The 11,849-nt window shown below is 70.1% G+C and carries 10 protein-coding genes; 8 read left to right on the forward strand and 2 right to left on the reverse strand.

Features of this window, described 5'->3' with window-relative positions; all coding sequences use genetic code 11:
* Positions 1-4 precede the first annotated feature (4 nt).
* The 3 genes from ACQY8B_RS20595 to ACQY8B_RS20605 are packed head-to-tail and all read left to right on the forward strand — an operon-like array spanning position 5 to position 2,320.
* Positions 5-697 carry a VOC family protein gene (locus ACQY8B_RS20595; RefSeq protein WP_422089085.1) on the forward strand — a complete coding sequence of 231 codons (693 nt, stop codon included), beginning with the start codon at positions 5-7 and terminating at the stop codon, positions 695-697.
* A 5-nt stretch (positions 698-702) separates the two neighbouring features.
* Positions 703-1,335 carry a LysE family translocator gene (locus ACQY8B_RS20600; protein WP_422088406.1) on the forward strand — a complete coding sequence of 211 codons (633 nt, stop codon included), beginning with the start codon at positions 703-705 and terminating at the stop codon, positions 1,333-1,335.
* A gap of 13 nt (positions 1,336-1,348) precedes the next feature.
* Positions 1,349-2,320 (forward strand): threonine dehydratase, encoded by a 972-nt coding sequence (locus ACQY8B_RS20605; protein WP_422088407.1) that lies wholly within the window; start codon positions 1,349-1,351, stop codon positions 2,318-2,320.
* 9 nt (positions 2,321-2,329) lie between these two features.
* On the opposite strand, the gene ACQY8B_RS20610 is transcribed toward ACQY8B_RS20605, so the two are convergent.
* A complete protein-coding gene (locus ACQY8B_RS20610; RefSeq protein WP_422088408.1) occupies positions 2,330-3,160 on the reverse strand; it encodes a creatininase family protein in 831 nt (276 codons plus the stop codon).
* Positions 3,161-3,549: 389 nt separating this feature from the next.
* Here ACQY8B_RS20610 and pgaA point away from each other — a divergent pair, with 389 nt between their 5' ends.
* The 5 genes from pgaA (at position 3,550) to ACQY8B_RS20635 (ending at position 10,903) form a co-directional block, all read left to right on the forward strand.
* A complete protein-coding gene (gene pgaA, locus ACQY8B_RS20615; protein WP_422088409.1) occupies positions 3,550-6,054 on the forward strand; it encodes a poly-beta-1,6 N-acetyl-D-glucosamine export porin PgaA in 2,505 nt (834 codons plus the stop codon).
* Positions 6,055-6,083: 29 nt separating this feature from the next.
* Positions 6,084-8,147, forward strand: coding sequence for a poly-beta-1,6-N-acetyl-D-glucosamine N-deacetylase PgaB (gene pgaB, locus ACQY8B_RS20620; RefSeq protein WP_422088410.1), 2,064 nt, complete (start codon positions 6,084-6,086; stop codon positions 8,145-8,147).
* Positions 8,144-9,421, forward strand: coding sequence for a poly-beta-1,6-N-acetyl-D-glucosamine synthase (gene pgaC, locus ACQY8B_RS20625; RefSeq protein ID WP_422088411.1), 1,278 nt, complete (start codon positions 8,144-8,146; stop codon positions 9,419-9,421). Before pgaB ends, pgaC begins: the two co-directional genes overlap by 4 nt.
* Positions 9,422-9,428: 7 nt before the next feature.
* On the forward strand, positions 9,429-9,995 hold the full coding sequence (gene pgaD, locus ACQY8B_RS20630) for a poly-beta-1,6-N-acetyl-D-glucosamine biosynthesis protein PgaD (RefSeq protein WP_422088412.1): 567 nt from the start codon (positions 9,429-9,431) through the stop codon (positions 9,993-9,995).
* 110 nt (positions 9,996-10,105) lie between these two features.
* The gene (locus ACQY8B_RS20635; protein ID WP_422088413.1) at positions 10,106-10,903 is read left to right on the forward strand and encodes an SDR family oxidoreductase; all 798 of its coding nucleotides are present in this window, start codon (positions 10,106-10,108) and stop codon (positions 10,901-10,903) included.
* 30 nt (positions 10,904-10,933) lie between these two features.
* Here the strand turns inward: ACQY8B_RS20635 and ACQY8B_RS20640 are convergent, their stop codons facing one another.
* Positions 10,934-11,842, reverse strand: a complete 909-nt coding sequence (locus ACQY8B_RS20640; RefSeq protein WP_422088414.1) for a LysR family transcriptional regulator — start codon at positions 11,840-11,842, stop codon at positions 10,934-10,936.
* Positions 11,843-11,849 lie beyond the last annotated feature (7 nt).

The raw sequence follows: 11,849 nt of genomic DNA on the forward strand, positions 1-11,849 counted from the left end.
AGCCATGCGTGCGCGACTCGACCACCTCGTGATCGCCGCGGCTTCGCTCGACGAGGGCGTGGCGTGGTGCGAAGCCACGCTCGGCGTCGTGCCAGGGCCGGGTGGCACCCATCCGCTGATGGGCACGCACAACCGGCTGCTGAATATCGCGAGCGATGCATTCCCGGCGGCCTACCTGGAGATCATCGCGATCGAGCCGGGGCGGCAGCCCTCGCGGCCCGGCACGCGCCGCTGGTTCGACCTGGACGACAACGAACTGCGGGCCGGCCTGGCCCGGCAGGGACCGCGGCTGATCCATTTCGTGGCGCGCGTGCCCGACGCACAGGAGGCCATGCACGCCCTGGCGCACGAAGAACATGCGCACATCGACCGCGGCCAGTTGCTAGAGGCATCGCGCGACACGCCGGCCGGCCGGCTCGAATGGCAGATCACCGTGCGCGACGACGGCCAGCGGCTGTTCTACGGCGCGCTGCCCACGCTGATCCAGTGGGGGCCGGTGCATCCCACCGACGCGATGCCGGCGTCCGGCCTTGCGCTACGCGCGTTGCGTGCCACGCATCCGCGCGCGCCCGCTCTCGCGGCCGCCCTGTCGGCCATCGGCATGCAGGACATGCGCGTCGATGCCGGCCCGCCCAATCTCGTCGCGCTGCTCGACACGCCGCGCGGCGCCGTCACGCTCGAATCCAAAGGACTCTGAAGATCATGCTGACCCTCACGGAAATCGCGTGGTTCGCCCTCGCCTCCCTGCTGCTGGCGCTCACGCCGGGGCCGAACATGATCTATTGCGTCTCGCGCACGCTGATCCAGGGGCGCCGCGCCGGACTCATCTCGCTGGGCGGTGTGCTGGCCGCCTTTCTGGTGCACCTGTTCGCGGCGGCGCTGGGCCTCACCGCGCTGCTGCTGGCCGTGCCGCTCGCATTCGACGCGATCCGCATCGCCGGCGCGGCCTACCTGATGTGGCTCGCATGGCAGGCCGTCAAGCCCGGCGGCAACGCGCCCTTCGAGGCCCGTGTGCTGCCGGCCGATCCACCGGCCAAGCTGTTTCGCATGGGTTTTCTCACGAACCTGCTGAACCCGAAGGTGGCGATGTTCTATCTCTCGTTCTTTCCGCAGTTCATCCACCCCGAGCGCGGCTCGGTGCTGCTGCAGAGCATGCAGCTGGGCGCAGCCCAGATCGCGACCAGCGCGATGGTCAACACCGCGATGATCGTCGGCGCCGCCAGCATCACGGCGGTGCTGTCGCAAAGCGCGGGGTGGCTGCGCGCGCAGCGCTATGTGATGGGCAGCGTGCTGGCAGCGCTGGCCGTGCGCGTGGCGCTGACCGAACGCAAATAGCCAAGGACCTCCGATGAGATTCACCCGCGAAGAGATCGAGTCCGCGCAGCGCACCGTGCGCTCGGCCATGCCGCCCACGCCGCAGTACGCATGGCCGCTGCTCGCCCGGCGCCTGGGCGCCACCGTGTGGGCCAAGCACGAGAACCACACGCCGGCCGGCGCATTCAAGATCCGCGGCGGGCTGACCTACTTCGAGACGCTGGCGCGCGAGCAGCCCGGCGTGCGCCACGCCATCAGCGCCACGCGCGGCAACCACGGCCAGTCGGTCGGCTTCGCCGCGCGGCGCCATGGACTGGCCGCGACCATCGTGGTGCCGCATGGCAACTCGCTCGAGAAGAACGCGGCAATGCGCGCGCTCGGCGTCACGCTGGTGGAGCACGGCGACGATTTCCAGGCCGCCGCCGAACACGCGGCGCTGCTGGCCGAGCGCGACGCGCTGCACCGCGTGCCTTCGTTCCACCGCGAACTGGTGCGTGGCGTATCCACGGCCTACGTGGAGTTCTTCGACGCACTGGCGCACACACCGCCCGACGTGCTGTTCGTGCCCATCGGCCTGGGTTCCGGCTTCGCAGCCGCGGCCGCGGCGCGCGCGCACTGCGGGGCGAAGACGAAGCTCATCGGCGTGGTGTCCGCGCACGCCACGGCCTACCGCGATTCCTTCCGCGCCGGCAAGCCGGTCGAGTCGCCGGTGACCACGCGGCTGGCCGACGGCATGGCCTGCCGCACGCCGGTACCCGAGTCGGTGGAAGTGATCCTGCGCGAAGCCGACGACGTGATCGCCGTCACCGACGACGAAGTGGCCGAGGCCATGCGCATCCTCTTCAGCGACACGCACAACGTGGCCGAGGGCGCGGGCGCGGCGGCGCTGGCCGGTGCGTTCCAGCAGCAGGAGCGCTGGCGCGGCAAGACGGTGGGTATCAGCGTGAGCGGCGGCAATGTCGATTCGGACATGTTCGCCGGCGTGCTGGCGCGCGCCGCCGCCTGAGCCGCAGGGCTACGGCAGCGGCCCCGTGTTGGCGGTGCTCAACGGCAGCCGCGACACCTCGGCCAGCAGCAGCGCCAGTTGCCGCGCGGCCGCATCGATCACCGCCTGGCCGCTCTCGGGCGTGGCCGCGGCGGCGTTGCCGGCGGCGCCATGCGCGTTGTAGTCCTCCATCGCCCAGCCCAGCTTGGCGCTCTTGCCGTTGCCCAGCAGCGCGTAGTCGGCTGAGCGCTGCTGCGACGTCGAGCTGAAGTCGCGCGCCTCGCCCATGCGCACCAGCTGAGGGGTCAGCGCCAGCATCATCGAAGTCTCGATCTCGCCCGCATGCACGCCGAAGCGGTGCTCGTGCGCGCTGAAGCGCTCGCCCGCCTCGCCCAGCGGCAGGTTGAACCAGCTCACGCTGTAGACGATGAGCCCGTGCGCCGCGCGCAGTTCGCGCGCCACGATGTCCATCGCGCCCACGTGGCCGCCGTGCGCATTGAACAGCACCAGCTTCTTCACGCCCGCGCGCGCCACGCCGGCACCGATCTCGTTCCACACGCGGATGAGCGTCTCTGCCGACAGCGTGAGCGTGCCCGCAAAGCGCGCGTGCTCCGGGCTCAGGCCGATCTGCTGCGTGGGCAGGAACAGCACCGGCAGCCCGGCCGGCAGCAGCGGCAACGACGCGGCGACGATGCCGTCGGCCAGCACCGTGTCCACGCCCAGCGGCAGGTGCGGCCCGTGCTGCTCGGTCGCGCCCAGCGGCAGCACCGCGACGGTGGAGGCGGCGTCCAGCCCCGCGAAATCACGCGTCGTGAGCTGGGACCAGTAGCGGGGCAACGAGGAGGCCGTGGATGCATTCATCACGCGATCTTAGGCCGGGCGAGCCGTTGTTTCTAAGCGCGTTTGTCTGACAAGAGCAGTCGAACCCCGCGCCAAAAACGCCAATCTATTCACATTTTAGAACCGTTTCTTGGCACTTAAGTTTGCCTTTGTTAACAGTTCTATCTAGAGTCGGTTTCAGATTCAATTTTCCATAGAGCTTTCGGTTCTGACGCAGTCGGGGCCGGGAGTTCGGCTTTTGCAGCGGCCCCAGGCCGCGCAAAAGGCGCAATCAAGGGAGCAGAGTGTTCATCCAGAAAAAAGCTGGAGGCACGGTCTTGGGTGGGCGTCCGTCGGCGCTTTCCTGCGCCTTGTCTCGTTACCTCGATCAAGCAGCACGAGGATTTCCTCCGATCGTTTGCGCGCTGGCCATGGGTGCTTCACCCGCGGCCTTCGCGAGTCCTCCCATTGCGGCCACCGCACCCGCGGCCAACCCGTCGGCCGCCTATGGCGCGCAGCAGCACGACGCATTGATCGTCGCGCGCCGCGCCAACCGCATCGGCGCCGCGCAGGCATTGCAGCAGCTCAAGGACTGGCTCGCCGCGCCGCTCACGGACGCCGAACGCCAGCGCGTGGTGTCCGATGCGGTGGCCATCGCGGCGGCCGACAGCCAGTTCGCCGAAGCCGTTTCGCTTGCCCGCCAGGTTCCGCTCGCCTCGCTGAACGACTATGCGCTGGGCCCGCTCGCACTGGCCGCGCGCCGCACGCACGACCTGTCGCTGCAGGGCGAAGTCATCGCCCGGTGGCGCGCCCGGCAGCCGCAAGCGCGCGAGCCGCGCATCCACGAAGCCTTCTGGAAGCTCGACAGCGGCGACATCGTCGGCGCGAAGGCCATCCACGAGGCACTCGCGCAGCAACCGGTCCCGCAGGTCGAAGACCGCGTCGCCTTGCTCGAACTGCGCGGTGCCGTGGCGCGCGCCGAGAAGCAACCGCTGCAGGCGCTCGCCGCCTACACCGAGGCCGGCGCGCTGCGCCCGGAGCGCCGCGACCTGCGCCGCGAAACCGACTTCCTGCTCGCGGACAGCGGCGCCGCATCGACCGCGTTCGACGACGCCGATGCCGCCGAGCGCGCGCATCCCGGCAGCTTCTCGCCGCTGGCGTTGTCGACGCTGCAGCAGCAGGCGCTGGCGCAGCGGCTGCGCTGGGCCATCCAGGAACGCGACCAGCGCCTGGGCGCGGCGCGCCTGACGGCACTCGACCGCGTGCTGGCCGACCAGGAAACCGCGCTGGCCCGGCTCGACGCATCGGCCGCCCAAGCCGCGCCGGCAGATGCCGACGCATGGCGCCAGTTGCGCGTGCGGCTGCTGTCCGACCGGCTGCTGGCATTGGTCGAACGTGGCCGCCCCGCAGATGCCATCGCGCTTTACGAATCGCTGCGCGCGGCCGGTACCGACCTGCCCTTCTACGGCCTCGGCGCCGCGGCCCGCGCCTTCGCGCAGGAGCGCCGCTCGATCGATGCCGTGCCGCTGTACGAAGCGGCCGTGGCCAAGGGCGGCACCGACCTGCCGATGCCCGATGACCTCTACTTCGGCCTGATCTACGCCTACCAGGACACCGGCCGCTTCGAAGACGCCGAGGCGCTGCTGAAGCGGCTCGAAGAGGCCACGCCGGCGCTGATGCGCCTGTCGCCCGAGGCCGGCCGGCCCAACGGCCAGTACACCGACGTGAGCGGCATGCGCGGCCTGCTGCAGCTCTACACCGACCGCGCGGCGCTGGCGCAGCAGAGCTTCTCGACGCTGACCGGCGAAGCGCCGCTGAACGCCGGCTACGCCTACGGCGCGGGCCAGACCGAACGGCTGCGCGAGCACCCCGAAGCAGCCGTCGCGCGCTTCGAGGCACAGGCCGCCGACCAGCCCTACGACATCAGCGCGCGCGCCGGCCATGTCGAGGCCCTGCTCGACGCCGGCGAATTCCGCCAAGCCCGCCAACGCGCCGAATCGCTCGCGGCCGACGTGCCCGAAGCCGCCGAGGTGCGCGACGTGGAGCGCAAGCGCCGCGCCGCCACCGGCCCCCGGCTCGATGTCGACGCCGAAGCCTCGTCGGGCGGCGCGGCCATCGCCAACCGCGAGTGGCGCATCGACAGCCGGCTCAGTTCCGGCCTCATCGACGACCAGTGGCGCGTGTTCTACGACCAGACGCTGGGCCGCGGCACCACCGACATCGGCAACGCCGACTGGGCACGCGGCGGCCTGGGCCTGGGCTGGCAGCAGGGCCGCTGGCTGGCCGAAGGCGTGCTGCAGCATGCGAACAGCGGCCCCTACCGCAACAGCGTGGCAGGCCGCGTCGACTACCGCGCGGGCGACGCATGGCGCCTCTCGGCCACCTACGACGGCGACAGCAAGGAGCTGCCGTGGAAAGCCCGCGTCGCCGGCATCGGCGCGCACGAGACCGGCGCGAGCGTGGGCTACGTGGTGAACGAATCGCGCCGCTTCGACCTGCAATGGCAGCGCCTGGACTTCAGCGACGGCAACCTGCGCAACGGCCTGGAGCTGGGCTGGAGCGAACGCTGGGTGAGCACGCCGCGCTTCCAGCTCGAGACCCGCCTGGGCGCCGGCACCAGCCGCGGCCGGGACATCGACACGCCCTACTTCAACCCATCGAGCGACAGCACCGTGCAGCTGGCGGTGCGCGCGCAGTGGCTCAACTGGAAGCGCGACGACCGCCAGTTCTTCCAGGCCGTGGAGCTCACGGGCGGCAACTACCGCCAGGCCGGCTTCGGCAGCGGCCCGCTGTGGAGCCTGCGCTACGAGCACCGCTGGGACCTCGGCCCCAAGTTCACGCTGCGCTACGGCCTGAGCATTTCCAGCCATCCCTACGACGGCGTGCGCGAGCGACAGCGCGGCGTCTTCCTGAACCTCTCGATGCCCCTGCCGTGATGCGAACGACCACCAAAAACAACAACCCCATGACCTTCCTGCGCGCGGCCATGCTGTGGCTGGTGATCGCGGCGGCATCCGCGCTGGCGCTCCCGGCCTTCGCGCAGCCATTGCCGCCCGCCGACCCCGACGACGGCCTGAGCTTTCGCGTGCTGTCCTTCCACGACGTGCGTACCGGCGTGCGCGCCAGCTTCGAGCAGTCGCCCGACGAAACGGCCGTGGACGACAGCACCCTGGCCGAAGTATTCGCCTGGCTGCAATACAACGGCTACCACCCGGTGAGCCTGCAGCAGATCGTCGATGCGCGCGCCGGCGGCAAGCCGCTGCCCGCGCAGCCGGTGCTGCTGACCTTCGACGACGGCTACCGCAGCGCCTACACCAAGGTGTTTCCGCTGCTCAAGCGCTTCAACTACCCCGCGCTGTTCGCGCTGGTGACGAGCTGGCTCGACGTGCCCGAAGGCCAGCTGGTGCACTGGGGCGACAAGCCCGCGCCGCGCGAGAACTTCCTGCTGTGGCCCGAGGCCGCCGAGATGGCGCGCTCCGGCCTGGTCGAATTCGCGAGCCACACCGACGCGATGCACACCGGCGTTCTGGCGAATCCGCAGGGCAACATGCTGCCCTCCGCGGCCACGCACCGCTACGACCCGAAGACCGGCCGCTACGAGGACGACGACACCTACGTGCGCCGCATCGAAGCCGACCTGCGCCGCAGCCGCGAGATCATCGAGGCGCGCACCGGCGCCAGGGTGCGCGCCACCGTGTGGCCCTACGGCGCCTACAACACGGCCGCGCTGGAAGCCTCGAAGCGCGCCGGCATGCCCATCACCTTCACGCTCGACGACGGCGCCAACACGCCGGCCGTGCCGCTCACGCGCATCCGCCGCGCGCTGGCCGCCTACGACAACCAGGCGCCCGAATACGCGCAGCTGCTGCGCAACCCGGTGGGCGGCGAGGTGCGGCCGGTGAACCGCGTGATGCACGTCGACCTCGACTACGTGTACGACCCCGACCCGGCCCAGCAGGAGCGCAACCTGTCGGCGCTGATCGACCGCGTGGCCGCCGTGCGCCCGCGCTCGGTGTTCCTGCAGGCCTACGCCGACCCCGACGGCGACGGCGTGGCCGACGCGCTGTACTTCCCCAACCGCCACCTGCCGATGCGCGCCGACCTGTTCAGCCGCGCGGCCTGGCAGCTGCGCACCCGCACCGGCGTGAAGGTGTACGCATGGATGCCGGTCACGGCCTTCCGGCTGCCGGCGTCCAAACCGCTCGCCACGCACACGGTGATGGCGCAGGGCGGCAAGATGCCGGCCGACCGCTACCACCGCCTCACGCCCTTCGACCCCGCGGTGCGCACGCTGGTGGGCGACATCTACGAAGACCTGGGCCGCTACGCCTTCTTCGATGGCGTGCTGTTCCACGACGACGCGACGCTCTCCGACGACGAGGACGCGAGCCCCGCCGCGCTCGCCGCCTATGCGAAGTGGGGCCTGCCGCCCGATGTGGCCGCTATACGCGCCGACCCGGCGCTGGCGGCGCGCTGGACCGCCGCCAAGACGCGCTACCTGATCGACTTCACGCACGAGTTGGCCGCGCGCCTGGGCGCCTGGCGGCCCGCGCTGGAGACGGCGCGCAACCTGTACGCGCGGCCGGTGCTCGAACCGCAGGCCGAGCAGTGGTTCGCGCAGAACTACGAAGCCTCGCTCGCGGCCTACGACTACGTCGCGCTGATGGCCATGCCGCGCATGGAACAGGAAGCCGATGCCGACGCCTGGCTCGCCCGCCTGGCGCGCCGCGCGGCCGACACCCCGCGCGGCCTGGACGGCACCGTGTTCGAACTGCAGGCGCGCGACTGGCGCACCGGCAAGCCCGTGGCCGATGCCGAACTGGCGCGGCAATGGACCCTGCTGCAGCGCTCCGGCGTGCGCCACCTGGGCTACTACCCCGACGACTTCCTGAACAACCAGCCCTCGCTCGACGTGGTGCGCCGCGCCATCTCGGTCCGCACGATGCTGCCGCGTGCCCTGCGCGCGTCGGCCGCCGAGACCACGCCGCCCCAGGCATCACAACCGGCGCACGGAGAGCGGACACCATGACCACCAGCCACTTCCTTGCGCAGACGCTGCCGTCGCTGCTGTTCGGCTTCGTCTTCTACTACCCGTTCTTCATGGCCTATGTGTGGATGGCGGGCGGCCTCTCGCATGCATGGGTGTTCGAGCGCAAGCGCGACGTCGATGTCAATCCGCTCGACCTGCTGCCCTCGCGCCCGCTGGTGACGGTGGTGGTGCCCTGCTTCAACGAGGCGCCGCACCTGCGCGAAGTGATCGAGCAGCTCATGCGCACCCGCTACCCGAACTACGAGGTGATTGCCGTGAACGACGGCAGCACCGACGGCACCGGCGAGCTGCTCGACGAGATGACGAAGGAGTACAGCCGCCTTCGCGTGATCCACAACGCCAGCAACCAGGGCAAGGCCGTCGGGCTCAACACCGCCTGCCAGCTCGCGCGCGGCGAGTACATCCTGGGCATCGACGGCGACGCGCTGGTCGACGAGGACGCCATCGCCTGGATGCTGCGGCCCATGCTGGCGTCGGAGCGCATCGGCGCCGTGACGGGCAACCCGCGCATCCGCACCCGCACCACGCTGCTCGGTCGCATGCAGGTGGGCGAGTTCTCTTCGATCATCGGGCTCATCAAGCGCTCGCAGCAGCTGGTGGGCACGCTCTTCACCGTGTCGGGCGTGATCGCGATGTTCCGCCGCCGCGCGGTGATCGACGTGGGCTTCTGGAGCCCCGACGTGCTCACCGAGGACATCGACATGAGCTGGAAGCTGCAGCTCGGCGGCTGGAAGCTGCGCTTCGAGCCTCGCGCGCTGTGCTGGATCCTGATGCCCGAGACCTTGCGCGGTCTCTGGAAGCAGCGCCAGCGCTGGGCCATCGGCGGCATCCAGACCATGCTGCGCAACACCACGCGCATCCTCAAGCTGCGCAACTGGCGCATGTGGCTGGTGTATGCCGAATACATGACCAGCGTTGTCTGGGCATATGCGATGGCGGCGGTGCTCGTGGTCAGCCTGGCGCGGCCGTTCCTGCCGATCGAGTCGGCCTGGCACTCCGCGCTGCTGCCGCACTGGCAGGGCACGCTGCTGGCCATGACCTGCATCCTGCAGATGCTGCTGAGCCTGTGGATCGATCGCCGCTACGACCGCGACCTGATGCGCTATTTCGCCGGAACGATCTGGTACCCGATCGCGTTCTGGACCATCACGATGGCGACCACCGTCATCGCCCTTCCCAAAGCCCTGATACGCCGCCGCGGCAAGCGCGCGGTGTGGACGAGCCCTGACCGAGGAATTTCCGATGCCCCATGAAAAGACAATGACCCACAGCCGCTTTCCCGAGATGCACGACGACACGCCGCCGCCGAGCCGCCGCCGCTCCTGGGGCCAGCCCGAGATGGAAGAGCCGATCATCGATGCCGCGCGCATTTCGCTGACCGCCTTCGGCAACGGCCGCTCGCCGCAGCGCACGATGGCCATGTACCTGTGGCTGCGCGTGCTGCGCCCGGCCGTGACCATCGCCATCTGGTTCTGCGCCATCTGGTACGCATGGCCCTACGTGCTGGGCGCGCGCTCGCAGCCCGAGGTGCTGCACCTGCTGGGCCTGTATGCGGTGGTGATCGGCGCGATCCTGGTGTCGATGCTGGCAATGGCGCCGTGGCGCCGCCGCCAGCAGAAACGCGAGACGCCGCCGGACCAGGAACAGTCGTCGCTGTTCGCGCTGGCCTCGTACATCGAAGTGCCGCCCGCGCGCCTGTCGACCTGGCAGCGCACGCGCCAACTGCTGGTGCACCACGACCATGACGGCCACCTGCGCGACGCCACCGACACCGCGCCCGGCGCGCTGGAGCCCGAGCCGCTGCAGCGCGCCGCGGCCCGTCGCTGACGGGGCGGCCGGACGTCCGTCCTGGGGGCGCGGCATACGGCCGCGTCGGTGCAGGGGTTTCGCGGCGGTGCTTCAATCGCGGCCACCCCTCACCCACCAAGGACCTCTTCATGGATCTCCAGCTCCAGGACCAGCACGTACTCATCACCGGCGGCAGCAAGGGCATAGGCCTGGCCTGCGCGCTCGGCTTCCTGCGCGAAGGCGCGCGCGTGAGCCTCGTCTCGCGCGACCTCGACAACCTGGAGCGAGGCAAGAAGACACTGATCGAATCTTTCGCCCAGGCCGAGGGCCGCGTGTCGGTGCATGCCGCCGACCTCAAGGACCCGGCCGGCGCCGAGGCCGCGCTCGACGCGGCCGAGAAAGTGTTCGGCCCCGTCGACGTGCTCGTCAACTCGGCCGGCGCCGCCCGCCGCACCCCGCCCGACGACCTGACCGCCGCCTCATGGCACGACGCGATGGACGCGAAGTACTTCACCTACGTCCACATGATCCACCCCGTGGTCAAGCGCATGGGCCAGCGCGGCCGCGGCGTCATCGTCAACGTCATCGGCCAGGGCGGCAAAGTCGCGAACCCCGTGCACATGGCCGGCGGCGCCGCCAACGCCGCGCTGATGCTCGTGAGCGCAGGCATGGCCGCCGCCTATGCCGGCAAAGGCGTGCGCGTGAACGCCGTGAACCCCGGCCTCACCCTGACCGAACGGCTCCAGGAGGGCATGAAAGCCGATGCCAAGCTGCAAGGCATCGGCACCGAGGAAGCGCTGCAACGCGCCAAGGCCAGGCTGCCGCTGGGCCGAATCGCGACACCGGAAGAAATCGCCAACACAGTGGTGTTCCTTGCGTCGCCGAAGGCGAGCTACGTAACGGGCGCCATCGTCGCGATGGACGGCGCAGTCACCCCGATGATCTGAAGAAACAAGAAGGAGGGCGCCGGGCAAACCTCAGGCAACCGCCAGCAAAGCCTCGAACTTCAACCCCAGGAAGTCGACGAACGCCCGAACCCGAGCCGGCACGAACCGCCCGCTAGGCAACAGCGCGTGCAACGGATAAGGCTCCGTCTCCCAATCAGGCAAGAGCCGCACGAGACGCCCTTCCCGAATGTCCTCCCGCACATCCAGCGCGGACTTCAGCGAAATGCCGTACCCCGCCACAGTCCACTCCCGCGCCAGCGAAGCATCGTCCACACTGCGGTTCCCATTCACCCGCACCTCCGTCCACTGCCCGTTCTGTGCAAACCGCCAGACCCGATGCCGCCGCCCTGAACGATTGAAGATCAGGCAGTTGTGATGCACCAGGTCCTGCGGCACCTTCGGCGCGTCATGCCGACGCAAGTAATCGGGCGAAGCAGTCAACACCGGGTTGGTCAGCGCAAACGGCCGCGCCACCAGCCGCGAATCGGCCAGCGCGCCATAGCGCAGCGCCACGTCGACCTCGTCGCGCATCACGTCCAGCGGCCGGTCCCCCACCGACAGCGACAGCTGCACCCCAGGGTGCAAGGCAAGGAATTCGTCGAACCATGGCAGCAGCGTGCTGCGCGTGAGGTCCGAAGGCGAAGCCACGCGCAGGGTGCCGACCAGCTCGCCGCGGTCGGCGGTGACCAGCGACTCCCCTTCGTCCAGCAGTTCGAAGGCGCGCACCGCGTAGTCGAGCAGCGTCTGGCCCTGCGGCGTGAGGCGCATCGCGCGGGTCGAGCGCTCGAACAGCCGGGCGCCGAGCTGGGTCTCCAGCCGCTTGAGCGTGGCGCTGGCCGCCGCCGGCGTGATACCCAGCGCATGCGCCGCCGCCGTGAGCGTGCCGCCGCGCGCGGTGTGCACCAGCACCTGCAGGTCGGAGATATTTTCAATCTTCATTTGAAAG

The sequence above is a fragment of the Variovorax sp. genome, from assembly GCF_965279555.1.
GTDB lineage: Bacteria > Pseudomonadota > Gammaproteobacteria > Burkholderiales > Burkholderiaceae_C > Variovorax.

Coding starts and splice junctions, on each gene's coding strand:
- ACQY8B_RS20595 (WP_422089085.1), top strand. CDS start 5: ATGCGTGCGCGACTCGACCACCTCGTGATCGCCGCGGCTTCGCTCGAC.
- ACQY8B_RS20600 (WP_422088406.1), top strand. CDS start 703: ATGCTGACCCTCACGGAAATCGCGTGGTTCGCCCTCGCCTCCCTGCTG.
- ACQY8B_RS20605 (WP_422088407.1), top strand. CDS start 1,349: ATGAGATTCACCCGCGAAGAGATCGAGTCCGCGCAGCGCACCGTGCGC.
- ACQY8B_RS20610 (WP_422088408.1), bottom strand. CDS start 3,160: ATGAATGCATCCACGGCCTCCTCGTTGCCCCGCTACTGGTCCCAGCTC.
- pgaA (WP_422088409.1), top strand. CDS start 3,550: ATGGGTGCTTCACCCGCGGCCTTCGCGAGTCCTCCCATTGCGGCCACC.
- pgaB (WP_422088410.1), top strand. CDS start 6,084: ATGACCTTCCTGCGCGCGGCCATGCTGTGGCTGGTGATCGCGGCGGCA.
- pgaC (WP_422088411.1), top strand. CDS start 8,144: ATGACCACCAGCCACTTCCTTGCGCAGACGCTGCCGTCGCTGCTGTTC.
- pgaD (WP_422088412.1), top strand. CDS start 9,429: ATGACCCACAGCCGCTTTCCCGAGATGCACGACGACACGCCGCCGCCG.
- ACQY8B_RS20635 (WP_422088413.1), top strand. CDS start 10,106: ATGGATCTCCAGCTCCAGGACCAGCACGTACTCATCACCGGCGGCAGC.
- ACQY8B_RS20640 (WP_422088414.1), bottom strand. CDS start 11,842: ATGAAGATTGAAAATATCTCCGACCTGCAGGTGCTGGTGCACACCGCG.